Genomic DNA, 25,145 nt, shown 5'->3' with positions numbered 1-25,145 from the left:
CAACTACGTGAACCAAGGAGCAACAAATGGCTGATACGTGTCAAGTGTGCCAGGTCAATCCCGCGATTACCGATGCGGTCACACAGGTCAACGTCAAGGTGGTCGCGGAAGCGCCGGCAATGGCGATGGGCTCGCTGTACCAGGCCCAGAGCCATTCGCTCAGCATCCTGTTCGAGAACGCGGTGCAGCAGCAGTCGCAGGCCGCGATCCAGTCGCAAACGTCGACGAACGTGGGGACGATGCAGCTCTACACGATCGGGCCGGAAAGCGCGGGCGCGGCCGCCACGGAAATCGGCGCGAACGGGATCATTTCCATTCTGGCCGACGTGATCGCGATCGGGAAGGCCGTGACCAAGTAGTAAGGCGTCATCGCAGCACCGTGGTCGAGCGGCGGCGCAAGCGGCACGCGCCGCCGATACCGCCGCCGTGCCGCGGATCCACAGCATGACCGCCGGCGCCTGACCAGCGGTGCCGCGTGGTGTTCCGGAGTAACCGACAGAGCGGGCAGAGCCGATTCGATGCGGCGCCCGTTCGCGAACCAGGAGAAATACGATGCCGAACGACGAAAACGACTCGAATGACAAGAAGGACTCGAAGGACCCCTGCAAGACCTGCGCGGTCAACGCCGCGATCACCGACGCGGTCACGCAGACCAACGTCAAGGTGGTCGGCGAAGCGCCCGCGATGGCAACGGGCTCGCTGTACCAGGCCCAGAGCCATTCGCTCAGCGTGCTGTTCGAGAACGCCGTGCAGCAGCAGTCGCAGTCCGCGGTGCAGCTGCCGACGTCGACGAACGTGGGCACGATGCAGCTGTACACGCTCGGGCCGGCGAGCGCCGGCGCCGCCGCGACCGAAATCGGCTCGAACGGCGTGCTGTCCGTGCTGGCTGACGTGCTGGCGCTCGGCAAGGCGCTGGCCTGACGCGTAACCCGGCGTCGGCGCCGGGCGGCGGCCCCGATCGCGGTGGCTGTCGCCCGGCGCCCGACGTCGTGTCGACGCCCGTGACGCCGGACATCCTGGCGCGTATCGACGGCGCCGACGACCCCACTCATGCTTTCGCCACGACCGCGCCGCAGCGGCGAGCAAACCAGGAGCAACGACATGCCGGAACAGGTTTCCCCTGCGATGACCGATGCAGTCACGCAAGCCAACGTCAAGGTGGTGGGCGAAGCGCCCGCCGTGGCCTTGGGCACGCTCATGCAGTCGAACAGCCATGCGTCCGCGATCCTGCTTCACAACGCGGTGCAGATGCAGGCGAACCAGGCGGCGTCCAACCTTGCCGCCACGACCGTCGGCATCATGCAGCTCTATGCGGGCTCGCCGGTGGCGCAGGCCAGTGCGGCGCGGTCGGCGAACGACAGCTTCGTGTCGCAACTGGCCGCCATCGCGCAGTTGATGAACGCCATTGGCCACGGGCGCGGCTGACCTTCACTGCGCGCCGCGCAACGCGGCGCGCGCAACTCGTCCGCACGGCGGCGCTGCATGACGTGTGCGCTTGCCGGGGCGGGGCTTCAATTGGCGTCGACGATGGTCCGGAGCTGCTCCGGCTTCTGGATCGTCACACCGTGTTCGTGTAGCCGGATCAGTCCGTCGCGCTGCATCTTCTGCAGGCTGCTGTTCAGTCGCGGCCGGCTGACGTTGAGCATCGCGGCGAGGATGCTCTGGCTCTCCGGCAGCGGCACCTCGAGATCGTTCCCTTGCATGCGGTTCAGCAGATGGCGCGCGAGCCGTGCTTCGAGCCGGTACAGGCACGCCGACTCGACGAAGTCGCTCAACTGGTGAATGTGCCGGCACAGCTGCTCGTGGATGCGCACCATGAATTCCGCGTTGGCCTGCAGCGGCGCGAAGTGCTGGCGATGCAGCAGCGAAATGCGGCAGTCGGGACTCAACTGGGCGGTGAAGCTGCGCCGGTGTGCGCGAATCAGCGTGTTTTCGCCGATGAGGTCGCCCGGTATCGAGTGGCCGAGAATGATCTCGCGCCCGCCGGGTTCGTGCAGCGTCCTGTAGACACGGCCATGGTGCACGAACGCGACGAAATCCCCCGGATCGCCCTTGAAGAACAACAGGCGATTGCCGTGTTCGGGCCAGGGCGTGACATGCCGCTCGATGTGAGCGAGCAGGCTTTCCGGGAGATCGGCGAGTATCGATATATTGCGCAGCGTTCGAGCATTAGCAAGGGCAGGCATGTTTTCCGCGCGAGGTTGTTTGACGATGCGGCCACCTAGCGAAAAACGCTGCCTTCGGCATTACGTGAAAAATGAATAATGAAAGTATTGAAATAATCGGCAGGCAGTCCGGACAGAGCGGCACTTTGGCGGCAAGCGCGCTTGATCGACCGACATGGAAAGCAGCATGCCGGCGCACGGATGCATCGCGGCGGTAGTCGTTCTTTTTCATCGCAATGCCGTTATTCAGTCTGGCCCGGCGGCGCACCTGAAACGACGGATCGGGCTATGCCGGTGAATTAAAATTTCCGTTCATAATAATCAAGAAAATTTACCGAAACAGATTATCGTTATATCGGTGTTACACGGGTAACAGCGCCATTCCCGGCATCGAATCGATTCTGTGTTTTCCATAAAAAGGAAGACACGGGATGACAACCTCGAACCAGCACGCTGCCCCGACGCCCGAGTCTTCGGCGCAGCAGCTCGACCGCACGTGGCGGGAAATGCAGGGGAAATTGCGGCGCCGCGCGCGCCTGTTGTGCAAGGGGGATATTCACCGTGCCGACGAACTGCTTTCCGATACCGCCCTGAAGGTCCACATTTACCTGCAGCGCTCGCCCGAGCGCGTCAGGAACCTGTCGGGCTTTCTCTTTCTGGCGCTGAACCACGCGTTCCTCGATGGCGCGCGCCGCCGTCTGCGCGAAAGCGGCATGCTCGAATTCGACCCGGCCTGGGACGACGATCACGCCGTCGAGCTGGCCGGCCACGCGCCGTCGGTGGAACAGCAACTGCTGCTCCGGCAACAGCTGCTGCGCCTCGAGCAGGCGCTGTCCATGCTGTCCCCGCAGCAGCAGATGCTGTTCACGCTGAAGTTCGAGGAGGACCGGCCCTATCTGCACATCGCCGCGACGCTCGGGATCAACGAGCCGCTTGCCAGAAAGCGCGTGGAGCTGCTGCGCAAGAAGTTGCGCGAGGAACTCGCGTGAGCGCGTTCACGAATGCGGGCACGCAGCGTTCCTAACGGCATGCGCGAGGTCGATGGCCTGCCGGCCCGCCCGTTCCTTCAATCGCATGCCGGAGCCGAGATCCGAGGAGGCCTCGTGGCAGACAAAGTCAATGAGCAGATTACCGATGCGCTGACGCAGACCAACGTCAACGTCGTCGCGGGCTCGCCGGCCCAGGCGCTGGGCATGCTTTACCAGATGTTCAGCCAGGCCGTCGGCATCTCGGCGCAGAACATGACCCAGCAGCAGGCGGCGCTGAACCAGATATCGAACGCCGTGGTATCGAAGGCGGTGGCCATGATCCTGTCCGTCGAAGCATCGCCGAAGCCGCCATCGGGCGGCGCGTCGCTGCCCGCGGCGGGCGGCTCGCCGACGGGTTCCACGCATTAGCACGCGACGACTATCGGGATAACTGAATCATGAACATGAAAGGTCTTTTGGGCGGACGCGGAGACGGCGCGACGCAAGCGCCGGACGACGTCGCCGACGCCGACGCCGACGCCGCAGTCGAAGCAACGGCGCGGGCCGAGGTTGCGCCGCACGATGCGACGCCGACAGCAGGCAAGCGCGCGTGGCCGGTCAACCGGTTGCGCAGGTTCACCGATGCGCTGAAGGCGCCGGACCAGATCGCGGGTGCGACCGGGTCCGCCCCGTCGGCGCTGCGGACCGTGCAGGCGATCAACGCGGAGGCGGCGTCCTACGCGACGACGCAGATCGCCGTCGGCCCGAACATGATGATCACGCAGGCCGGCGGCATGGTCGCGCAGGCGGCGGCCAACTACTTCGAGGCGACGACGTCGCTGGCGATCGCGGGCAAGAGCGTGCTGATGAAGGACCTCGCGCAGAAGACCATTGACGAGAACGTGAAAGGCATGGCGATGGACGCGGTGGGCCTGCTGTTGACGGACCTGTTCGTTGCGACCGCGGCGGTCGTCGCGGGTGCCGCGGAGGCGATCGAAGGGGAGGCCGCGAGCGTCGCGCTCGACCGGATCGACGAGAGCCTGCAGAAGTATCAGGCGCTGCTCGACAAGAAGGGCACGTAGCGCGCGGCGTCGTCGACGAACGTCGCGGGCAATCATGCACCGTGAACCGCGGGCGATCGAGTGCCGCGCGTGCAGCGACACAGTATCAATCGACACGACCCGCCGGGCCGTCCGGCCCGATGCGGGATGTGAGCGGCGGGGGCGACGCACGTTCCTGGTTGAACACGTCGCGGCCTGCTATCTGCAGTCCTGTCTAATCATGTGAGGAACCCATGTCCTACATCATTCAGAACGTACACGGTCCTGCGCCGCTGGGGGTTGGCGAGCGCGAATGGGGCGATGCGACGGAAATCGATTTCGCCGCGATGACGAGCTGCATCGCGCTCGTCGAGCAGACACCGGGCCAGCCGACGCTGGTGCGCGGGATCCATTTGTCGATCGTCAGCCCCGACGGCACGAAGGTCTACGATTCGGCGGCGGACGTTGCCGGACAGGTCGAGACGATCATGCAGCAGAGCGGCGACATGCGTGCGTGTCTCGGGCGCATCGACCTCTGGCAGGCCAACGAGTCGCAAGAGGTGCAGGATTTCTTCGCCGGATTGATGATGAGCCTCGCCATGACCCAATGGGTGAAGGTGCCGGACGGCAACCTGCGGGTGCGGATCCACGGTGGCGTGATGCAGTATCAGAAGGGCACCGACGCCTGGACCAACGTGTAGCCGGCACGATCCGTCGAAACCGGTGCCCGCGATGCGCGCGGGCGCCGGCCCCCGCCCCCAGCTTTTTACTCGTCAACACCAACAAAAAACCTCATTTCGCGCCAGACAGCCTGTCAGCAGAATGTCTCCATTCCCACTCACGCGACAACACGAGCGTCGCATGAGCCGCACTTCAGAAGGAGACAGCCGTGGCAGTCGAAACAACTTCAATCGATACGCTCGTCGTCGGCGCCGGACAGGCCGGCGTGGCCATGAGCGAGCATCTGGGCAAGCTGGGCGTGCCCCATCTCGTGCTGGAGCGCAGCCGCATCGCCGAACGCTGGCGCACCGGGCGCTGGGATTCGCTGGTCGCGAACGGCCCCGCGTGGCACGACCGCTTCCCCGGCCTCGAATTCGACGGTCTCGATCCCGACGCGTTTGCATCGAAAGACCAGGTCGCGGACTACTTCGAAGCGTATGCGCGCAAATTCGACGCGCCGATCCGCACCGGCGTTGAAGTGAAGCACGTGGTGCGCAACACGGGCAAGCCGGGCTTCGTCGTCGAGACGTCCGACGGCACGATCGAGGCGAACCGCGTGGTCGTCGCGACGGGGCCGTTCCAGCGACCGGTCATCCCGCCGATCGCGCCGGACGATGCGCGCGTCGTGCAGATCCATTCTGCCGACTATCGCAACCCCGCGCAATTGCCGGACGGCGCGGTGCTGGTGGTCGGCGCGGGTTCGTCGGGCGTGCAGATCGCCGACGAGTTGCAGCGCGCGGGCCGGCAGGTCTACCTGTCGGTCGGCCCGCACGATCGTCCGCCGCGCGCGTATCGCGGCCGCGACTTCTGCTGGTGGCTCGGCGTGCTCGGCGAATGGGACAAGGAAGTCGCGACGCCCGGCCGCGAACACGTGACGATCGCGGTGAGCGGCGCGCGCGGCGGCCATACGGTCGATTTCCGCGCACTCGCGAACCAGGGCGTGACGCTGGTCGGGCTGACGAAGTCGTTCGACGGCGGCGCGGCCGTGTTCGAACCCGATCTCGCGGTCAATCTCGCGCGCGGCGACGAGAACTACCTGTCGCTGCTCGACGCGGCCGACGCATATGCGGCGCGCAACGGCCTCGACCTGCCGGAAGAACCGGACGCACGGCGCATCCTGCCGGACCCCGACTGCGTCGCGCATCCGATCCTCTCGCTTGATCTCGCCGGCGCGGGCGTCACGTCGATCGTCTGGGCCACCGGCTATGCGGTCGACTACGGCTGGCTGAACGTCGACGCGTTCGCGCCGAACGGCAAGCCGCAGCACCAGCGCGGCGTGTCGAAGGAGCCGGGCATCTATTTCCTCGGGCTGCCGTGGCTGTCGCGGCGCGGCTCCAGCTTCATCTGGGGCGTGTGGCATGACGCGAAGCACATCGCCGATCACATCGTCACGCAGCGCAAGTACCTCGCGTACCACGACGCATCGCAACGCCGCGCGCAACCGCGGGCCGAGCACGGCAACACGCCGCACACGGTTCAGGCCCATGCCGGCCGGCTGGTCGACGCGATCGGCTGATCCGCATCCACGCGGTGACCCGCGCTCGAAACGACGCACGGACGCTGCCACGCGCCAATCCGAACTCCGCCGCGCAGCGCCCGCTTCCGGCGCGGCGGGCGACCACCCCGACACTCGAAGGACCTCGATGAGCCAGCCTACCCATACGCGTATCCGGATGTTCAACACGAAGGATACCTACCCGAACCAGACGCTCGACAACGACCTGTGCCAGGCCGTGCGGGCCGGCAATACCGTCTACGTGCGCGGCCAGGTCGGTACCGATTTCGACGGCAACCTGATCGGTCTCGGCGACGCGCGCGCGCAGGCAGAGCAGGCGATGAAGAACGTGAAGCAGTTGCTCGAAGAAGCGGGCAGCGACATCACGCACGTCGTGAAGACGACGACCTACCTGATCGATCCGCGTTATCGCGAACCGGTGTACCAGGAAGTCGGCAAGTGGCTGAAGGGCGTGTATCCGATCTCGACGGGGCTCGTCGTCTCCGCGCTTGGCCAGCCGCAGTGGCTGATGGAGATCGACGTGATCGCGGTGATCCCCGACAACTGGCAGCCGAACCGCGCATAGGAGGCGACATGACTTTCTCCATCGTCGGGCGCTGCCCGGAAACGGGCCAGCTCGGGATCGCGATCAGCTCGTCGAGCATCGCGGTGGGCGCGCGCTGCCCGTGGGTGCGCGCGGGCGTCGGCGCGGTCGCGACGCAGAACATCACGCTGCCGGCGCTTGGGCCCCAGATCCTCCACCTGATCGAACACGACCTGCTCGCGCCTGCCGCGGCGCTCGACCGTGCGTTGAGCGCGAACGGCTGGAGCCAGTACCGGCAGGTCACGGTGATCGACGGGCAGGGGCAGACGGCATGCTTCACCGGCAAGGAGGCGCTCGGCACGCATCGCGCGGTGCAGGGCGAGCAATGCGTGGCGGCCGGCAACCTGCTGGCCGCGCCGGCCGTGATCGACACGATGGTGCGGGCCTTCGAGCAGGCGCCGGGGTTGCTCGCCGATCGGCTGCTGACCGCGATGCACGCGGCGATGGCGGCCGGCGGCGAGGCCGGGCCGGTGCATTCGGCCGCGTTGAAGGTGGCCGGCGACGTGACCTGGCCGATCGTCGATCTGCGCGTCGACTGGGCCGATGCCGATCCGATCGGGCAGCTCGATGCGCTGTGGCGCGCGTATCGGCCGCAGATGCAGGACTATCAGACCCGCGCGCTGAACCCGACCGCCGCGCCGAGCTATGGAGTGCCGGGCGATGAGTGATCCGTCGAGCCGCGCGCTGCTCGAACGGCTGATCGGCTTCGCGACGGTCAGCCGCGATTCGAACCTCGAGATGATCGCCTTCATCCGCGACCATCTCGCGGGTTTCGGTGTGGAGAGCGAACTGTTCTACAACGCGGAACGCACGAAGGCGAGCCTGTACGCGACGATCGGCCCGCGCGATCGCGGCGGCGTCGCGCTGTCGGGCCATACCGACGTGGTGCCGGTCGACGGGCAGGCGTGGACGGTCGAGCCGTTCCGGCTGACGGAGCGCGACGGCCGCCTGTATGGCCGTGGCACGGCCGACATGAAGGGTTTCATCGCGTCGGTGCTTGCGGCCGTTCCGGCGTTCGTCGCGCGACCGCTGAGTCTGCCCGTGCATCTGGCGTTCTCGTACGACGAGGAAGTCGGTTGTCTCGGCGTGCGGCCGATGCTCGAACAACTGGCCGCGCGCGAACATCGCCCGCGACTGTGCCTGATCGGCGAGCCGACCGAACTGAAGCCGGTGCTCGGTCACAAGGGCAAGCTCGCGATGCGCTGCCACGTGAAGGGCGCCGCGTGCCACTCGGCTTACGCGCCGTCCGGCGTCAACGCGATCGACTATGCGGCGAAGCTGATCGGCCGGCTCGGCGAGATCGGCGCGGCGCTCGCGCGGCCCCAGCATCACGACAGCCGCTTCGATCCGCCGTTCTCGACCGTGCAGGCGGGGCTGATCAAGGGCGGCCGCGCGCTGAACATCGTGCCGGCCGAATGCGAGTTCGATTTCGAGGTGCGTGCGCTGCCGGATTTCGATGCGCACGACGTGCCGCGAAAGCTGCAGGACTATGCGGAATCCGAACTGTTGCCGAGGATGCGCGCGGTGCAGCCCGATACCGACATCCAGTTGCAGCCGCTCGGCGCGTATCCGGGACTGGCGACCGCGCCGGACAGCGAGGCCGCGCGCCTGCTCGCGCTGCTGAGCGGCTCCGACGCATTCGGCACGGTGGCGTTCGGCACCGAGGGCGGGCTGTTCGGGCAGGCCGGCATCCCGACCGTGGTGTGCGGGCCCGGCAGCATGGATCAGGGGCACAAGCCCGACGAGTTCGTCACGCTCGAACAACTGCACGGATGCGACGCGATGCTGGGCCGTCTGGTCGCGTATCTCTCTTCCGCGGGCTGAACCGGCGGCCGACACGCACGCACCGCATCCGGCGGCGCGTGCGTCGTCCGGTTCTCTATCGCAACCTCATCGCGCCGCTTCAGCGACGATCTGCGCAAGCCGCTCGCGGCAGAAATCGACGAACGACTGCGCCTGTTTCGTGAGCTGACCGCGCTTCAGCCGTGCGCTCACGAGCCCGGACGGGCTGACCGTTTCGCTGAGGGCGATCGTCACGACGCGCTGGCCGTCGTACGTATAGTCGGAATGCGGGCGCGTGACGAGCAGCGAGAAACCGAAGCCCTGGCCGACCATCCCGCGCACCATCTCGATCGACGGCGAGCCGAACACGATGTTCGGCGTAAGCCCGAGCTCGTGAAACAGGCTGACGAAATACGTGCGGCTCGGCTGCACGTCGAGCAGGATCATCGGCTCGACGCACAGGTCGCGCAGCGACACGTGCGTCTGGCCCGCGAAGCGATGATTCTCCGGCAGCAGCACGTACGGCTGCTGCGGCGGCATCAGCGGCTCGGTTTCGATCGTGCCGTCGAGATCGTGGTCGTACATCAGCGCGAGATCGAAGGTGCCGGACGTCAGCCCCTGCACGAGTTCCTGCTGGTCGCCGTCGCGCAGCCGGATGTTCACGCCCGGGTAGCGCTCGCGAAAACCCGCGATCAGTTGCGGCAGATAGAGCGGCGCGACCGTCTCGAAGCAGCCGATGTCGATCTGCCCGGTGATCACGTCGTTGTCGGCGAGCGCGTTCTGTTCGAACTCGTGCGCGATGCGCAGCAGCTCCTGCGCTTTCCGGTAGAAGCGCGTGCCGCTCGGCGTCAGCGACACGCCCTGCGCGTGGTGGCGAATGAACAGCTTCACGCCGAAGCTTTCTTCGAGCCCCTTGATCGCGCTGGAAATCGACGGCTGCGCGATGAACAGTTGACGCGATGCCTCGGCGACGCTGCCGGATTCGACCGTCGTGATGAAGTATTTCAGTTGCCGCAAAGTGTAGTGAGCCACAAGCACCTCTGATGCCCGGCCCCGGCTTGGCGCCGCGGGCGCATGCTGTTGGTTTCGCGTAGCACCTTACCTGAAGTCGATCGGCGCCGAAATTTCCGCTGCAGAGCTTTTTCGTATGTCGCGGAAATATTTTTAGTATTTTCCGGTCCCGATGCGCGTGGCGCACCATCGTCTCCAACCTGGATCGCGACGAGGCTGCGTGCGCGCCGGCGGGGCATGTCATCCGTCCCCGCTCGCAGCGCACGTGCCGCTTCGTTCGGCGCCGCCGCGCGTGCACGCAGCGCGGTGTCGCTCGCGTATCCGGACCGATTGCCGGCGCGCACCCCGACGCGCGCCGGCGCGAAACGGCACGCGCGCATCGCCGCGCAGGACTGGAGACATCACCATGACGAACGCGGAACGCAATGCGTCCCCGATGATAGAGAAGCACACGATCGGCTATGTGCCGCCCGCGGAACGCCACGGCAAGGTGCGCGACCTGTTCACGCTCTGGTTCGGCGGCAACATCGCGCCGCTGCCGATCGTGACCGGCGCGCTCGGCGTGCAGATGTTCCACCTGAACCTGATGTGGGGCATCGTCGCGATCGTCGTCGGCCAGGCGGTCGGCGGCGTGCTGATGGCGCTGCACTCGGCGCAGGGGCCGCAGATGGGCATCCCGCAGATGATCCAGAGCCGTGCGCAGTTCGGCTCGTGGGGCGCGCTGCTCGTCACGGTGATCGCGGCCGTAATGTACGTCGGCTTCTTCGCATCGAACATCGTGCTCGCGGGCAAGTCGGTACACGGCATCGCGTCGTCGGTGCCGGTGCCCGTCGGCATCGTGATCGGCGCGGTGGGCTCCGGGCTGATCGGGATCGTCGGCTACCGGTTCATCCACATCCTGAACCGCATCGGCACGTGGGTGCTCGGCATCGGCATCGCCGTCGGCTTCTGGATGATCCTGTCGCACGTGAGCACCGCCGATTTCCTGACGCGCGGCGGCTTCGACTTCGCAGGCTGGCTCGCGACGGTGTCGCTGTCGGCGCTGTGGCAGATCGCGTTCGCGCCGTACGTGTCGGATTATTCGCGCTATCTGCCGGAAAACGTCGGCGTCGCGTCGACGTTCTGGGCAACCTATCTCGGCTGCACGCTCGGCTCGACGCTCGCGTTTATCTTCGGCGCGGTCGCGGTGCTCGCGGTGCCGGCCGGCGCGGACACGATGGACGCGGTCAAGCAGGCGGCCGGCCCGCTCGGCCCGCTGATGCTCGTGCTGTTCCTGCTGAGCGTGATCAGCCACAACGCGCTGAACCTGTACGGCGCGGTGCTCGCGGTGATCACGTCGGTGCAGACGTTCGCATACCGGTGGATTCCGACCGCGAAGGCGCGCGCGGTGGTGTCGGTGGTTATCTTCGTCGCATGCTGCTACGCGGCGATCGGCGCGTCGACGAACTTCGTCGGCAACCTGGTCGATCTGGTGCTCGCGCTGCTGGTCGTGCTGGTGCCGTGGACGGCGATCAACCTGATCGACTTCTACGTGATCCACAAGGGCAAGTACGACATTCAGTCGATCTTCATGGCGGACGGCGGGATCTACGGCCGCTTCAATCCGCAGGCGCTGCTCGCGTATGCGATCGGCATCGCCGTGCAGATTCCGTTCATGAACACGCCGATGTACGCAGGCCCGATTCCCGCGCATCTGGGCGGCGCGGACCTGTCTTGGCTCGTGGGCCTGCTGCTGACGTCGCCGCTGTACTACTGGCTCGCGACGCGCGACAGCGCGTATCGGCGCCGGCAGACGGGCGCGACGATGCCGCCGACGGCGGCGCGGTAAGTGCCGCGTCGTTCGGCGCGATCAAATGAAACGGCCGCCGCATCGGTTGCGATGCGGCGGCCGCGAGCGGGAAGCGCAGGGCAGCAGGCGGGCTGAAGGGTGCGGCCTGTGCCGCGACCCTGCCCGCCTGCGGATCAGACGACCGCCGAGCGCGCGACGCGCACCGGCACCGACTTGTACGACGGCGTGCCGCTTTCCTTGTCGATGTAGTCGAGCGGCACGAGCACGTTCGCTTCCGGGTAGTACGCGCCGACCGAGCCCGGCGCGATGTCGTACTCGATCGCGGTGATCTTCTCGAGGCGCAGCGTACGGCCCGACGCGGTGACCGTCTCGATGTCGACGAGGTCGCCGTGTTCGAGCCCGTACTTCTCGAGATCGGCCGTGTTCATGAACAGTACGTCACGCCGGCCGAACACGCCGCGATAGCGATCGTCGAGGCCGTAGATCGTCGTATTGTACTGGTCGTGGCTGCGCAGCGTGATCAGCCGCAGCACCTGTTCGGCGCCGAGCACGTCCGCGTCCTCCTTCACGCCCTTGTAGACCGAGAACATCGCCTTGCCGGTCGGCGTCGGCCACACGCGCTCGGTGGGCGGCAGCGGCAGGCGGAAGCCGCCCGGCGTGCGGATCCGCTCGTTGAACGCCTCGAAGCCGGATACCGTCTTGTCGATCAGGTCGCGGATGCGGTCGTAGTCGGCGATCAGGTCGAGCCACGCGACCTTGCTGTTCGGCAGCGTCGCGTGCGCGATGCCGGCGACGATCGCGGGCTCCGAGCGCAACTGGTCCGACGCGGGCTTGAGCTTGCCGGCCGACGCATGGACCATCGACATCGAATCCTCGACGGTGATCGACTGCCGGCCGGTGGCCTGCATGTCGAGCTCGGTGCGGCCGAGCACCGGCAGGATGAAGGTTTCCTTGCCGACCAGCAGGTGCGACCGGTTCAGCTTCGTGCCGAGATGCACGCTCAGGTCGAGCTTCGCCATCGCGGGGAACGACAGCTCGGGATCGGGCAGCGCGACCGCGAAGTTGCCGCCGAGGCACAGCAGCGCCTTCGCGGTGCCGTCGATCATCGCCTGCATGGCCTGCACCGCGTCGTGCCCGTGCTGCGCGGGCGGCGTGAAGCCGCACACGTCCTCGATCTTCTTCAGGAATTCGGCCGACGGCTTCTCGGTGATGCCGACCGTGCGGTTGCCCTGCACGTTCGAATGGCCGCGCAGCGGGCACACGCCGGCGCCGGGCTTGCCGATGTTGCCGCGCATCAGCAGCAGGTCGGCGATCAGGCGCACGGTGGCCGTGCCCTTGTTGTGCTGCGTGACGCCCATCCCGTACGTGATGATCGTCGCGTTCGACTTCGCGTACGCGAGCGCGACCTGTTCCAGCTGTTCCTGGCTGAGGCCGCTCGCGCGTTCGATGTCGTCCCACGACGTGGCTTCGAGGTCGGCCGAGAATGCATCGAAGCCGTTGGTGTGCTGCGTGATGAAGTCGCGGTCGAGCACGTTGCCTTGCTCGGCCTCGAGCTTCAGCAGCGCCTTCATGATGCCCTTCAGCGCGGCCGCGTCGCCGCCGGCGTCGACCTGGTAGTACGTCGACGCGATGCGCGTCGAGCCGAACGACGCCATCTCGATCATGTCCTGCGGATCGGCGAAGCGTTCGAGCGCGCGCTCGCGCAGCGGGTTGAACACGATGATCGGCACGTTGCGGCGCGCGCACTCGTGCAGCGTGCCCATCATCCGCGGATGGTTCGTGCCGGGGTTGTGGCCGATCGAGATGATCAGCTCGCAGTGGTCGAAATCCTCCAGCGACACGGTGCCCTTGCCGATGCCGATCGACTGCGGCAGGCCGACGCTGGTTGGCTCATGGCACATGTTCGAGCAGTCGGGGAAGTTGTTGGTGCCGAGCTCGCGCGCGAACAGCTGGTACAGGTACGCGGCTTCGTTCGACGCACGGCCCGACGTGTAGAACTCGACCTGCTCGGGCGGCAGCGCGCGCAGCACTTCGCCGATGCGCGCGAATGCGTCGTCCCATTCGATCGCGCGGAACGTGTCGGTCGCGCGGTCGTAGACGAGCGGATGGGTGAGCCGGCCCATGTCCTCCAGTTCGTAGTCCGACATGCGCAGCAGCGACGACACGGTGTTCGCCGCGAAGAACTCGGGCGTCACGCGCTTGGTCGTCGCTTCCCACGTGACGGCCTTCGCGCCGTTCTCGCAGAACTGGAACGTCGACTTGTGTTCCTTGTCGGGCCACGCGCAGCCGGGGCAGTCGAAGCCGTCGGGCTGGTTGGTCCGCATCAGCACGATCGGCGCCTCGATGGTTTCCATCTGCGTACGCACCGCATCGGCTGTCGCGCGAAGCGCGCCCCAACCGCCGGCGGGCCCATCGTATTTCCTGATGCCTGGCACTTCGCGTCGATTTGTCATGTGAATCTCCAATAGCCGGGCCCGGTGCGGGTGGCTCGGTTGCGCCGTGTCGCGGCGTGGGGCGGCTCCGTCCGGCGGACGGAGCCGGTCATGCGTGCCCCATGTTGCGGGGCATGCGTTTTTCTAGTGGGCGTCCTTCTTCGCGCCGGACGACTTCTTGCCCGACGGCTTCGCGGCAGGCGGCGGGGCGTCGGCGGGCGCGTCGTCCGGTTTCGTGTCGCCGGCTGCCTTGGCGGCCTTGCCGTTCGATTTAGGCTTACCGTCGGCGTCCTGCTTCGCGTCCTTCGCGTCCTTCGTGTCTTTCGCTTCCTTCGCTTCCGGCGCGGCGAGCGTGTTGAACGTCACTTCGTCGCTGTCCTTGTCGTAGTCGACCTCGCACTTGTCGCCCGACTTCAGCCGGTCGGCGAGGATCTCCTTCGCGAGCTTGGTCTCGATGCTTTGGCGGATCTGGCGCTTCAGCTCGCGCGCGCCGAATTCCGGCTGGTAGCCGGCTTCGGTCAGGTGCGCGACGAGCGAGTCGCCCATCACGAGCGTGATGTCCTGCGCGGCGGCCGTGCGCACCACGCGGTCGAGCTGGATCTGCACGATCGCGCGGATGTCGTCCTTCGACAGCGCGTGGAACACGATCACCTCGTCGATCCGGTTCAGGAACTCGGGCCGGAAATGCCCCTTCAGCACCTGCATCAGCTCCTCGCGGATCGCCTTGTCGGTCTTGCGCGCGGCTTCCGGCTGCGTGAGGTTGTCCATGATGATCGCCGCGCCGAGGTTGCTGGTCGCGATGATGATCGTGTTGCTGAAATCGACCACGCGGCCCTTGCCGTCGGTCAGGCGGCCGTCGTCGAACACCTGCAGCAGTACGTTGTAGACGTCCGGATGCGCCTTCTCGATCTCGTCGAGCAGGATCACGCTGTACGGGCGGCGCCGCACGCGCTCGGTGAGCTGGCCACCTTCGTCGTAGCCGACGTAGCCGGGCGGCGCGCCGATCAGCCGCGCGACCGCGTGGCGCTCCATGTATTCGGACATGTCGATGCGGATGATCGCCTGCTCGTCGCCGAACACGGTTTCGGCCAGCGCCTTCGCGAGCTCGGTCTTGCCGACGCCCGTCGGCCCGAGGAACAGGAACGTCGCGATCGGCCGGTGCGTCTGGCCGAGCCCCGCGCGCGACAGCCGCACGGCATCGCTGACGGCGACCACCGCATCGCTCTGGCCGACCACGCGCTCGCGCAACTGCTCTTCCATCTTCAGCAGCTTCTGGCGTTCTTCCTGCGTGAGTTCGGACACGGGGATGCCGGTCAGCCGCGACACCACCTCGGCCACCGATTCGACGGTCACTTCGAGCGTCTCCGAACCGGTCTTGCGCTGCCACGCCTCCATCATCTCGTCGACGGCCTTCTGCTTCGCGTTGATCTGCTCCTCGAACTGCTTCGCTTCGTCGAAGCGCTTGCGCGAGGTCGCATAGTCCTGCTCGCGCTTCAGTTGCGCGATCTGCGCTTCGCCTTCCTGAATGTCGATCGGGCGCGACGTCGCGCCGATCCGCACGCGTGCGGCGGCCTGGTCGATCAGATCGATCGCCTTGTCGGGCAGGAAGCGCGACGTGATGTAGCGGTCGGCGAACTCGGCGGCCGCGACGAATGCGTCGTCGGCGAACGTCACCTGGTGGTGCGCCTCGAGGCTGTCGCGCAGCCCGCGCAGGATCACGATCGTCTGCTCGACGCTCGGCTCCGGCACGAACACGGGCTGGAAGCGGCGTTCGAGCGCGGCGTCCTTCTCGATGTACTTCTGGTACTCGTTGAGCGTCGTCGCGCCGATCAGGCTCAGCTCGCCGCGCGCGAGCGCGGGCTTCAGCACGTTCGCGATGTCGAGGCCGCCTTCGCCGCCGCCCTGGCCCGCGCCGACGATCGTGTGCAGCTCGTCGATGAACAGGATCAGCTCGTCCTGCTTCGCGGTCACTTCGTCGATCAGCTGCTTCGCGCGTTCCTCGAATTCGCCGCGATATTTCGCGCCGGCCACCATCGAGTTGATGTTGACTTCGACGAGCCGCTTGTTGCGCAGCACTTCGGGCACGTCGCCGTTGACGATCCGCTGCGCGAGTCCTTCGACGATCGCCGTCTTGCCGACGCCCGGCTCGCCGATCAGCACCGGGTTGTTCTTCTTGCGGCGCGCGAGCACCTCGATCGTGCTTTCGATTTCCTGCGCGCGGCCGAGCACCGGATCGAGCTTGCCCTGGCGCGCGATCGCGGTGAGGTCGCGGCCGAACTTGTCGAGGTTCGGCGTGCCGGTCGGCGCATCGACGCGGCCGTCCTCGGCGCCCTTGCCGACCACCTTCACGACCTTCTGGCGCAGCGCCTCGGGCGTCACGCCGTATTTCTTCAGCAGCGTGCCGGCGACGCTGTCCGGCACCGATGCAAGCCCGATCAGCAGGTGCTCGGGGCCGATGTACGAGTGGCCGAGATCGCGCGACGCCTGGAACGCGTACTGCACGGCCTTCTTCACGCGCGGCGAGATCGACAGCTTGTCGAGCGGCGCATCGGGGTCGGCCGTGCCGGTGTGCGCGTGCGCGTCGATGTACGACTTGATGTCCTCCGGCGACAGCTTCAGTTCCTTCAGCAGCGCGGCGCAGACGTCGGTGTCCGCGAGCGCGTACAGCAGGTGCTCGGAATCGAGTTCGCTGCGGTGCAGCTCGTGCGCCTTCTCGGCTGCGCGCTGCAGCAGTTCGAGCGTCTGTTCGCTGAACGCGTCGGTCGGGTCGACCGATTCGCGCGGAATCTCGGCGGCGAGCGGCGATTCGTCGCCGAGCCCGCCGAACAGCGACGACGGTCCGCCACCGCCCAGCAGCGAATCGAACGGATTCAGCATGCTCTGATGCCGCATCAGTTGTCGGAAGTGGTAATCGCAGATCGAGATCGTCTTGCGCTCGCCGTCCTGCATCACGGTGGCGCGCGCGACGGCCGGCCGGGCGTGACAGATATCGCAAAGTGCGGGCATGGTGGTCTGGCTCCTGTCGGTGAAGGTGGGTCGAAGGGTGACGCCCGATGCGGTGCGGCGCGCGCGCGTCCCGATCGCGACCGCACGATGCGCACGGCACGCACCGCGGCGGCGCGCGTGCCGCACCCGTGCGGTCGCGCAGCGCACGCCGGCGTGACGCACGGTCGCGGTCGGGGCGGGAAGCGTGCGTGCTGAGAGGAGCCCACGGCATCGCTTCGACTGCGTTCAAAATAGCGAATCGGCGCGGGCCATCCAAGACACAGTTCCGTGCCGGACCGGCCGTGAATTGCACCCTCACATGGGCGCGCGATTCGGTGGCGAGGAGTACAGACGGGCGCGCGCACGGCGGCGCGGGCGTGCGCGGCGCGTGCGGCTTGCGGTGGAAGGGGGCGGAAAAGGGTGCGGTGAAGGGCGACGGGCGAACGGCGCGCGGTGCGACATCGGCGCGCAGGGCGCCGGCAGCGGGCAAACGGGGGGCGAAACGGGACGCCGCGCGCGGCGCGGGCACGGCGGGCACGAACCGGTGACGTCCGGCCACGCACGCACCGCAGCCGATGCGCGCCGAGGGGCCGGCGAAGGCGAGGGCGGGTTGCACGGGACGCGCCGGACATCGCGCAACCGTGGTGAACCGCGATCAGTCCGACAGTGTCATCGCGAGCCGTTGCCGTGCGATTTGCTTCACGTCGGCCGAGAGCGCCGCATTCGGCAGACCATTGGCCCAGACGGAGAACGAATCCTCGATCAGGTTGCGCGTGTCGGGCGGCAGCTCGGCCAGCATCAGCGACACGACGGTAAACAGCACGGCGGTGTCGCCGGCCTGGCTGCTCGCGTTTGCATCGACCGTCTGCTTCAGCGCAGCGACGGACGCCTGCAGCGCCTGCAATGCATCATTCGATTCGCTCATGACATCCTCCTCCATGCAAGATGGGCTGGATCGGCGACGAACCTGCGGCCGGCGGCGCGGCCGTCGCGAGCGACGCCCGGGCGGCCAGCACGCGCCGGCAACCGCGCTCAGACGGCCGCGGTGCTCTGCGGCGCCACGGCCACCGATGCCTCGCTCGTCAGCATCAGGAACGTGAACGTTTCGCGCAGGTACAGGCGGACGCCCTTGTCGGTGTGGCTCGTGTAGCCGATCGACACGTCTTCCCCGAGGTGCAGCTCGTAATCGCCGCCGCGCGTGGACAGCACGCAGCCGCCGCTGATCGCCGGCGCCCAGATGATCTCGCCGCTGACGATGCGTTTGATATGGCCGAGGACCGGATAGCCCTGGTCGCGCGCTTCGCTGAGCGCGGTATAGGCGTCCGACCCGAGCACGACCGAGTACGGGCCGTCGACGCCGGCGAGGCGCAGCGCTTCCAGCGCGTCGCTGATCGCGTCCGGGTACGCGCCGACGTCCGCCGGCAGCGTGAGCCGGCGGTTCGACGTGCCTTCGCGGATGCCGATGATGCCGGCCGCGTGGTAGCCGTCGAAAATCGCGTTGTCTTCGGCGAACGCGAGCCGCTGCGCGGCTTCCTTCGCCGGCTGCCAGTCGGCGTCGCGCGCGCCGCGCTCGACGCTGTCGATCGCGTCGCGGCTCAGCTCGAACGGCACCGTCAGCTCGACGATCGTGCGCACTTCGCGCAGCCGCGCGTTCACGAACTCGCGCGGCGCGTCGACGTCGAGCAGGTGCCCGGTGCCGACGGCCGACAGCTCGGGGCCCTCGGGGCCGTCGACGTCGACGACGCGGCGGCCGGCCACCGAGCGCTTGAAGGTGCGTGCCACTTCCTCCTCGAGTTGTTCCCAGGCGGCCGACGAGATCGGCGCGAGTTCGCGGTACAGATTATTCATAGGTCGGGATTCCTTTCAGCGAGCCGATGTTCAGCGAGCCGTCGCGCTGCGGTGCGGAAGGCGCGGACGGCGTGGATTCCGGTTGAGCGGCGCCGGCGGCCGGCGCCGGGCGGTCGGCGAGCGCTTCGAGCAGGTCGGCCGACGGCACGAAGAACAGCGAGCCGGTGACCGCGCGGCTGTAGTCGAGCAGGCGGTCGTAGTTGCCGGGCGGGCGGCCGACGAACATGTTCTCGAGCATCTGCTCGATCGGCGCCGGCGAGCGCGCATAGCCGATGAAATAGGTGCCGAATTCGCCGGCGCCCGGGCGCCCGAACGGCATGTTGTCGCGCAGGATCTTCACTTCCTGGCCGCCCTCGTCGAGCGTGGTCAGCGAGCTGTGCGAGCACGACGGCTTCACGTCCGGCGCGAGCTCGATGTCGGCCAGCTTGGTGCGGCCGATGATGCGCTCCTGCGTCTCGACTGCGAGCGCGTTCCAGCCGGCCATGTCGTGCAGGTACTTCTGCACGAGCACGTAGCTGCCGCCCGCGAATTCGGCGTCTTCATCGCCGATCACCGTGAAATCGACCGCATCGCGGCCTTCCGGGTTCTCGGTGCCGTCGACGAAGCCGATCATCGCGCGCTGGTCGAAATTGCGGAAGCCGTGCACCTCGTCGACGACCGTGACCGCGTCGCCGAGCGCGCCGAGCAGTTGCGTCGCGAGCTCGAAGCACAGGTCCATCGCTTCGGCGCGGATGTGCAGCAGGATGTCGCCGGGCGTCGCGACCGCGACGCGCTGGCCGGCGCCGAATTCGCGGAACGGATGCAGCGACGCGGGGCGCGGCTCGCCGAACAGCGCATCCCATGCATCGGAGCCGAAGCCGCACACGCACGTGAGGTTGCCGCCCGGCACGCGCTTGCCGACCGAGCGCACGAGCGCGGCGATGTCGCCGCACCACGAACGGATCGTGTCGGCGTGATCGGCGCCGGGATTGATCGTCGCCACGAGAAAGATCGCGCTGCGCGTGATCGTGCTGTGAACGGCCTGGGAGAGCGGGGGAGGGGTAGTCTGCATCGCGGGCTGCCGGTCAATCAGGTCGGGACGGACGGGCCGCGGCAGCCGCGGCGCGCGAAGGCGAACGGTTGAACTGTGTCATGCGACTGTTCTCTGTGTGACATGCGGATGAAGGACGTTGCGCGGGCATCGCGCAACGGGCCGCAGCGGCGGCGGCCGGCTCCCGGCGCGAAGGGGAGGCAGACCGTGGCGCCGCGCGTTCGCCCGGCGCGTGCGCTGCCCGCACCGCGTAACGTCGTCGAGCATGCAATCTAGCAGCTTCGGCAGGTCTTTGGAACACGTATCGACGATCTGTCATTCGAATGGGTCAAACAGGGCCGGGTTTTGTGCGGCGCCGGCGCAGCTGTACTCCTGGCGCGCGCGGCGCTGTGCTCTTGAGCGTGCGTGTCGCGTGCAGTAGATTAGGTTCCGCTCTGCCCGACGACGGCCATCATGATGAACCTTTTGGAAGCGATGCGTATTTTCGGTGCAATCGTCGAGCATGGCGGGCTGTCCGGCGCGGCGTCCGATCTGAAGCTCGACGTCGCTCAGGTCGGCGCGCGGCTCGATGGCCTCGAACGCTATCTCGGCTGCCGGTTGTTGCTGGACCTGTCGGGCGACGACGTCGTGTGCACCGATGCCGGCGTCGCGTTTTACGCGTGTTGCCGGCGGACGCTGTCCGCGGTCGCGCAGGCGACCGGCGCGAGCGGAGCCGGTGCGTGCGCAACGGTTTGCTGTCCGCCCGTCGCAGGCTTTCCGTCGCCCGGGACTACCCGCCGCAGCGACGCAGCATCGATCGCGGCACCTACGATACAGCACCGGTTAGCGCCTTGAATACAACGCCTTGAATACGTCCACTGCATCCGCCGATACGACCGCCGAGCGCATCCGTCGCCGCTTCGGCCATTTCCTTCACGCGGCCGAGCTGGCCGGCCTGGTCGTGATCGGGCTGGCGACCGCGTTCGCGATGACGCAGGAAGCGTGGAAGGTCGTGCTCGCGGGCGAAGTGTCGCTGACCGACCTGCTGCTGATGTTCCTGTATCTGGAAGTGCTCGCGATGAACCTGCGCTATCTGCGGCTCGGCCGGTTGCCGGTGCGGTTTCCGCTGTTCATCGCGATGACGTCGCTCGCGCGCGACCTGATCCTGCGCGGCGCGACCGACAGCCCCGAGCGGATGCTGATGACGACCTTCGGGATCGTGCTGCTCGCGGTCGGCGTGCTGATCCTGAGCTTCGGCCAGCATCGCTTTCCGGCGGATGTCGACGATGTCGAGGACGACGTGCATGCCCGCAAGTAACGCGCGGGCGGCATGCGAAGCGAACCCCGGCGCGCCGTGCGAGGTGCGGCGGCCCCACCCTCAACCCAACCCACGAGGTGTCGCATGACCAGGCAATTGATCGTCGCGGTGTTCGGCAGCGTCGACACGGTCCGCCAGGCCGCGAACGATTTCGACGCGCTGTCGGAGAAGAACGAAGGATTCCACATCGAGAATGGCGTCGTCGTCGAGAAGGACGCGAACGGCAAGCTCGCGGTGCTCGACGCCGAATCGCGGCCGTTCAAGGGCGGGGTGATCGGCGCGATCGCGGGCGGATTGCTCGGCCTGCTCGCCGGGCCGCTCGGCGTGGTGACCGGCATGGCGGCCGGCGCGGGCGCCGGCATCCTCGCGCAAGCGGCCGGCAACGCGCTGCTCGACGGCACGTTCGTCGAGACGGTCGCGGCGCGGCTCGTGCCCGGCAGCGTCGCGGTCATTCTCGAAGCGAAGGAGGACACGCCGTTCTCGGTCGACAACGTCGTGACGGGATTCGGCGGCAAGGTCTTTCGCCACGCGCTCGACTGAGCGCACCCTTTCGAACCGATTCGGGAGCATTGCATGCGCATCGATCAATCGTACCGCCGCTTCGACATCGCGGCGACGCTGTCGCCGTTGCCCGGCAACCGCGCGATCGCGGTCGTCGACGTGACGACCGACGATCCGGACCGCATCGCCGATCTCGGCACCGGCCAGTTCCTGCAGATCCGCAAGTGGATCGAGTCGAACGACGTCGCGCTGCTGACGGTGGTGTTCGACGAGTGCAAGGTCGCGATCGACCACTACGCGGACAACGTCGACGACGCTTGAGTGCGAGCGAGCCCGCGCATGGCCGGGCTTTGCTTCGCCGCCGACTTTCCTGCCCTCAGCGGTCCTTCATGACGTGCGCGCGGCGAACGGCTGCCGCGCGGCCGCGTTCGCATCTGTTCACCACGCCGGCCGGATTTGACGTTTCCCCGCCAAACTGTCACTTACATTCGCCGAAATGACGCAGTAGGATGCCGAACCTTGTCTTGATGAGATTCGCATTGCTATCCGCCTTCAATTTCGGTAACGGACGAGGTTCGCAGCGGGACACCCGCACCCGGCGACGGCTATCCGGCTTCGTGCGTCGGCGCGGCCGTGCCGCCCATGCGGCGCAGGCCGGTTCATCGCTGGCGGGGCGAGGCGGATGAAGCTCTACGAGAAATTTGCAAACGACGTAGAGCGACTCATTCGGCAAGGGGTATATCGACACGGCGATCGTGTGCCGTCGGTGCGGCAGGCGAGCCAGCAGCACCGGATCAGCATCACGACCGTGCTGCACGCGTATCTGCTGCTGGAAAGCCGCGGGCTGCTCGAAAGCCGGCCGCAGTCGGGCTATTTCGTGAACCTGCGGCGCGACGACGGCCACGCACCGGTGCGCGAGCTGCGGCCGTCGAAGCCGATCGCGATCTCGTCGTCGGTCGACGTGAGCCGGCTCGTGCTGTCGACATTGCGCTCGATCGGCACGGACGACGCAGTGCCGCTCGGCTCGCCGTATCCGGATCCGAGCCTGTTCCCGTTCGAGAAGCTGAACCGCTATGCGTATGCGGCAGGCCGCGACAAGTCGCTGTGGGGCGTGACCGACGGGCTGCCGCCCGGCCATCCGCGGCTGATCCGGCAGATCGCGCGCCGCTACCTGGAAAACGGGATGTCGGTGGACCCGAACGAGATCATCGTGACGGTCGGCGCGACGGAGGCGATCAACCTGTGCCTGCAGGCGGTGGCTAAACCGGGCGACACGATCGCGGTGGAATCGCCGACGTTCTACGCGATGTTGCACGCGATCGAGCGGATGGGGATGAAGGCGATTGAGGTCGCGACGCATCCGGAATACGGGATCGACATCGCCGCGCTGGCCGCGATCGCGAAATCGCAGCCGATCGCCGCGTGCATGGTGATGCCGAACTTCCAGAATCCGCTGGGCTTCCAGATGCCGGACGAGCGCAAGCGCGAACTGGTGGCGTTCGCAACGAAAGCCGACCTGCCGATCATCGAGAACGGCGTGTACAACGAACTGTATTTCGGCAACGCGCATCCGAGCATGCTGAAGTCGTTCGACCGCCATGGCATCGTGCTGCATTGCTCGTCGTTCTCGAAGAGCCTGACGGCCGCGTACCGGATCGGCTGGGCGCTGCCGGGCCGCTATCGCGAACAGGTCGAGAAGCTGAAGTTCCTGAATACGCTCGCGACGCCGTCGTTGCCGCAACTGGCGATCGCGGAGTTTCTCGAGCGCGACGGCTACGAGCATCACCTGCGCCGGATTCGCAAGGCGTATGCGCAGCAGGCGAACCTGATGCGCGCGATGGTGTCGCGGTTCTTTCCGGAAGGCACGCGTATTTCGAGCCCGGCGGGCGGCTACGTGCTGTGGATCGAACTGCCGGTGCAGGTCGATGCGATGCGGCTGTACCAGCTCGCGCTGGAGCAGGGGATCACGATCGGCCCCGGCTACATGTTCTCGATCGCGGACAGCTACCGGAATTTCATCCGCCTGAACTACAGCAGCCCGTGGTCGCCGGAAATCGAGCGCGCGGTCGTCGCCGTCGGCAAGCTCGCCGCAGCCTGCGCCGCCTGAGCGCGCGGCCGCGCGTGGCGCGCGCCGTCATGTCAGCCGGTACGACTGCGCGCCGGTACCCGCGAGCGTGCCGCCGTCGACGATCAGGTATTCGTTGCGGATCGGCTTGCCGTCGAACCAGCATTGCAGGATCTCCAGCGTGCCGGCCGCATAGCGCGCCTGCGCGGACAGCGACGTGCCGGAGATGTGCGGCGTCATCCCGTTGAACGGCATCGTGCGCCACGGGTGATCGGCCGGCGCCGGCTGCGGAAACCACACGTCGCCGCCATAGCCGGCGAGATGGCCGGACGTGACGGCGTCCACGACCGCGTCGCGATCGACCAGCTTCGCGCGTGCGGTGTTGATCAGGTACGCGCCACGCTTCATCCGCGCGATCATTGCCGCGTCGAACAGGTGCTCGGTCGACGGGTACAGCGGAATCTGCAGGTTGACGATATCGACGGCGCTCGCGAGCGACGCGGCATCGGCGTGATACGTGAGCGCGAGCGCCTGCTCGATCGACGCATCGAGCCGGTGGCGCTGCGTGTAGTGCAGATGCAGGCCGAACGGTTGCAGCCGGCGCAGCACGGCGAGACCGATGCGCCCCGCGCCGACCGTGCCGAAGTGCATCCCTTCGACGTCGTAGCTGCGCGACACGCAGTCGGCGATGTTCCAGCCGCCCTGCTGCGCGATCGCATGCGACGGCAGGTAGTTGCGCACCAGCGCGAGCGTCGTCATCACCACGTGCTCGGCGACGCTGATGCTGTTCGAGCCGGTGACTTCGGCGACGGTGATGTGCGCACGCGCGGCGGCGTCCAGGTCGACGTGATCGGAGCCGATGCCGGCCGTCAGCGCGAGCTTCAGCTTCGGTGCGCGGGCGATCCGTTCGGCCGTCAGGTACGCGGGCCAGAACGGCTGTGAAATCACCACGTCCGCTTCGGGCAGCCGGCGCTCGAACTCGGAGTCGGGGCCGTCCTTGTCGCTCGTGACGATCAGCGTGTGGCCGTGCGCTTCCATATAGTCGCGCAAGCCGAGCGCGCCGGACACCGAGCCGACGAGCTCGCCGGGCCGGAAGCCGGGCGGGCCGGCCGGCGTCGGCGCGGTTTGACCGTCCGCGTAGTGCGTGATGACGGGAATCGCGTCGCGCACGTAGCGCGGCGGATAGCCGTCGACGGGATCGGGGTAGAGCACGCACAGCACGGTGGCCATCGGGTAGCGCTCCTTTGACAGGGGAAGGCGGCACGCGGCTTGCGCGGCCCCCTCGCAGAGCGGCCGGCGTGTTGCGCCGCAACGTTGCTCACGTTCTACGCCGGTCACGGATCGCGTACAAGCTACAGTCGCTGTTTGCGTGCGCTGCGGGGCGTCTGTACCTGTTCTTTTCAGGACGGATGT

The 25,145-nt window shown here is 67.3% G+C and carries 25 protein-coding genes; 17 read left to right on the top strand and 8 right to left on the bottom strand.

Annotation, left to right across the window (positions count from 1 at the left end; all coding sequences use genetic code 11):
* Positions 1 to 26: 26 nt before the first annotated feature.
* From HWW87_RS18150 to HWW87_RS18140, 3 genes are all read left to right on the top strand, one after another.
* Entirely contained in the window at positions 27 to 359 is a 333-nt protein-coding gene (locus HWW87_RS18150) for a RebB family R body protein (RefSeq protein WP_069619142.1), read from the top strand.
* Between the two features lie 193 nt (positions 360 to 552).
* Positions 553 to 921, top strand: a complete 369-nt coding sequence (locus HWW87_RS18145; protein WP_174432907.1) for a RebB family R body protein — start codon at positions 553 to 555, stop codon at positions 919 to 921.
* A 180-nt stretch (positions 922 to 1,101) separates the two neighbouring features.
* Positions 1,102 to 1,425, top strand: coding sequence for a RebB family R body protein (locus HWW87_RS18140; RefSeq protein ID WP_175821445.1), 324 nt, complete (start codon positions 1,102 to 1,104; stop codon positions 1,423 to 1,425).
* 86 nt (positions 1,426 to 1,511) lie between these two features.
* Here HWW87_RS18140 and HWW87_RS18135 read toward each other — a convergent pair whose 3' ends face one another.
* Positions 1,512 to 2,186, bottom strand: a complete 675-nt coding sequence (locus tag HWW87_RS18135) for a Crp/Fnr family transcriptional regulator (protein WP_175821444.1) — start codon at positions 2,184 to 2,186, stop codon at positions 1,512 to 1,514.
* A gap of 410 nt (positions 2,187 to 2,596) precedes the next feature.
* Between HWW87_RS18135 and HWW87_RS18130 the strand changes: the two genes are divergently transcribed.
* The 8 genes from HWW87_RS18130 (at position 2,597) to argE (ending at position 8,816) form a co-directional block, all read left to right on the top strand.
* The gene (locus HWW87_RS18130; RefSeq protein ID WP_175821443.1) at positions 2,597 to 3,154 is read left to right on the top strand and encodes a sigma-70 family RNA polymerase sigma factor; all 558 of its coding nucleotides are present in this window, start codon (positions 2,597 to 2,599) and stop codon (positions 3,152 to 3,154) included.
* Positions 3,155 to 3,193: 39 nt separating this feature from the next.
* Positions 3,194 to 3,562: a RebB family R body protein gene (locus HWW87_RS18125; RefSeq protein ID WP_244107294.1), complete on the top strand. Its 369-nt coding sequence runs from the start codon at positions 3,194 to 3,196 to the stop codon at positions 3,560 to 3,562.
* A gap of 35 nt (positions 3,563 to 3,597) precedes the next feature.
* On the top strand, positions 3,598 to 4,215 hold the full coding sequence (locus HWW87_RS18120; RefSeq protein WP_244107293.1) for a hypothetical protein: 618 nt from the start codon (positions 3,598 to 3,600) through the stop codon (positions 4,213 to 4,215).
* A 212-nt stretch (positions 4,216 to 4,427) separates the two neighbouring features.
* Positions 4,428 to 4,874, top strand: coding sequence for a hypothetical protein (locus HWW87_RS18115; RefSeq protein WP_175821441.1), 447 nt, complete (start codon positions 4,428 to 4,430; stop codon positions 4,872 to 4,874).
* Between the two features lie 188 nt (positions 4,875 to 5,062).
* The gene (locus HWW87_RS18110) at positions 5,063 to 6,409 is read left to right on the top strand and encodes an NAD(P)/FAD-dependent oxidoreductase (protein WP_175821440.1); all 1,347 of its coding nucleotides are present in this window, start codon (positions 5,063 to 5,065) and stop codon (positions 6,407 to 6,409) included.
* 127 nt (positions 6,410 to 6,536) lie between these two features.
* Complete coding sequence (locus tag HWW87_RS18105; protein ID WP_175821439.1) at positions 6,537 to 6,974, top strand: RidA family protein; 438 nt, start codon at positions 6,537 to 6,539, stop codon at positions 6,972 to 6,974.
* A gap of 8 nt (positions 6,975 to 6,982) precedes the next feature.
* Positions 6,983 to 7,660, top strand: coding sequence for a DUF1028 domain-containing protein (locus HWW87_RS18100; protein ID WP_175821438.1), 678 nt, complete (start codon positions 6,983 to 6,985; stop codon positions 7,658 to 7,660).
* Entirely contained in the window at positions 7,653 to 8,816 is a 1,164-nt protein-coding gene (argE, locus tag HWW87_RS18095; RefSeq protein ID WP_175821437.1) for an acetylornithine deacetylase, read from the top strand. Before HWW87_RS18100 ends, argE begins: the two co-directional genes overlap by 8 nt.
* 66 nt (positions 8,817 to 8,882) lie before the next feature.
* Here the strand turns inward: argE and HWW87_RS18090 are convergent, their stop codons facing one another.
* Positions 8,883 to 9,806, bottom strand: a complete 924-nt coding sequence (locus HWW87_RS18090; RefSeq protein ID WP_175821436.1) for a LysR substrate-binding domain-containing protein — start codon at positions 9,804 to 9,806, stop codon at positions 8,883 to 8,885.
* A gap of 385 nt (positions 9,807 to 10,191) precedes the next feature.
* On the opposite strand from HWW87_RS18090, the gene HWW87_RS18085 reads away from it, so the two are divergent.
* Complete coding sequence (locus tag HWW87_RS18085; protein WP_175821435.1) at positions 10,192 to 11,613, top strand: cytosine permease; 1,422 nt, start codon at positions 10,192 to 10,194, stop codon at positions 11,611 to 11,613.
* Positions 11,614 to 11,747: 134 nt separating this feature from the next.
* On the opposite strand, the gene HWW87_RS18080 is transcribed toward HWW87_RS18085, so the two are convergent.
* From HWW87_RS18080 to HWW87_RS18060, 5 genes are all read right to left on the bottom strand, one after another.
* The gene (locus tag HWW87_RS18080) at positions 11,748 to 14,027 is read right to left on the bottom strand and encodes an FdhF/YdeP family oxidoreductase (RefSeq protein ID WP_175821434.1); all 2,280 of its coding nucleotides are present in this window, start codon (positions 14,025 to 14,027) and stop codon (positions 11,748 to 11,750) included.
* Between the two features lie 123 nt (positions 14,028 to 14,150).
* Positions 14,151 to 17,012, bottom strand: coding sequence for an AAA family ATPase (locus HWW87_RS18075; RefSeq protein ID WP_175821433.1), 2,862 nt, complete (start codon positions 17,010 to 17,012; stop codon positions 14,151 to 14,153).
* A 634-nt stretch (positions 17,013 to 17,646) separates the two neighbouring features.
* Complete coding sequence (locus HWW87_RS18070) at positions 17,647 to 17,916, bottom strand: hypothetical protein (RefSeq protein WP_175821432.1); 270 nt, start codon at positions 17,914 to 17,916, stop codon at positions 17,647 to 17,649.
* Between the two features lie 107 nt (positions 17,917 to 18,023).
* Complete coding sequence (locus HWW87_RS18065) at positions 18,024 to 18,839, bottom strand: family 1 encapsulin nanocompartment shell protein (protein WP_175821431.1); 816 nt, start codon at positions 18,837 to 18,839, stop codon at positions 18,024 to 18,026.
* Positions 18,832 to 19,911 (bottom strand): Dyp-type peroxidase, encoded by a 1,080-nt coding sequence (locus HWW87_RS18060; protein WP_175821518.1) that lies wholly within the window; start codon positions 19,909 to 19,911, stop codon positions 18,832 to 18,834. Before HWW87_RS18060 ends, HWW87_RS18065 begins: the two co-directional genes overlap by 8 nt.
* 414 nt (positions 19,912 to 20,325) lie before the next feature.
* On the opposite strand from HWW87_RS18060, the gene HWW87_RS18055 reads away from it, so the two are divergent.
* From HWW87_RS18055 to HWW87_RS18035, 5 genes are all read left to right on the top strand, one after another.
* Positions 20,326 to 20,703: a LysR family transcriptional regulator gene (locus tag HWW87_RS18055; RefSeq protein ID WP_175821517.1), complete on the top strand. Its 378-nt coding sequence runs from the start codon at positions 20,326 to 20,328 to the stop codon at positions 20,701 to 20,703.
* A 10-nt stretch (positions 20,704 to 20,713) separates the two neighbouring features.
* Positions 20,714 to 21,166 (top strand): phosphate-starvation-inducible PsiE family protein, encoded by a 453-nt coding sequence (locus tag HWW87_RS18050; RefSeq protein ID WP_175821430.1) that lies wholly within the window; start codon positions 20,714 to 20,716, stop codon positions 21,164 to 21,166.
* An 84-nt stretch (positions 21,167 to 21,250) separates the two neighbouring features.
* A complete protein-coding gene (locus HWW87_RS18045; RefSeq protein ID WP_175821429.1) occupies positions 21,251 to 21,706 on the top strand; it encodes a DUF1269 domain-containing protein in 456 nt (151 codons plus the stop codon).
* Between the two features lie 33 nt (positions 21,707 to 21,739).
* Complete coding sequence (locus tag HWW87_RS18040; protein WP_175821428.1) at positions 21,740 to 21,988, top strand: hypothetical protein; 249 nt, start codon at positions 21,740 to 21,742, stop codon at positions 21,986 to 21,988.
* 361 nt (positions 21,989 to 22,349) lie between these two features.
* Positions 22,350 to 23,774, top strand: coding sequence for a PLP-dependent aminotransferase family protein (locus tag HWW87_RS18035; RefSeq protein WP_175821427.1), 1,425 nt, complete (start codon positions 22,350 to 22,352; stop codon positions 23,772 to 23,774).
* A 27-nt stretch (positions 23,775 to 23,801) separates the two neighbouring features.
* Here HWW87_RS18035 and HWW87_RS18030 read toward each other — a convergent pair whose 3' ends face one another.
* Positions 23,802 to 24,962: an NAD-dependent formate dehydrogenase gene (locus tag HWW87_RS18030; RefSeq protein ID WP_175821426.1), complete on the bottom strand. Its 1,161-nt coding sequence runs from the start codon at positions 24,960 to 24,962 to the stop codon at positions 23,802 to 23,804.
* Between the last annotated feature and the right edge of the window lie 183 nt (positions 24,963 to 25,145).

The sequence above is a fragment of the Burkholderia sp. BCC0419 genome (assembly GCF_902830285.1).
In the GTDB taxonomy this organism is placed as follows: domain Bacteria; phylum Pseudomonadota; class Gammaproteobacteria; order Burkholderiales; family Burkholderiaceae; genus Burkholderia.
Note: the sequence above shows the minus strand (reverse complement) of the source record. Positions and strands in the feature narration are given on the sequence as shown.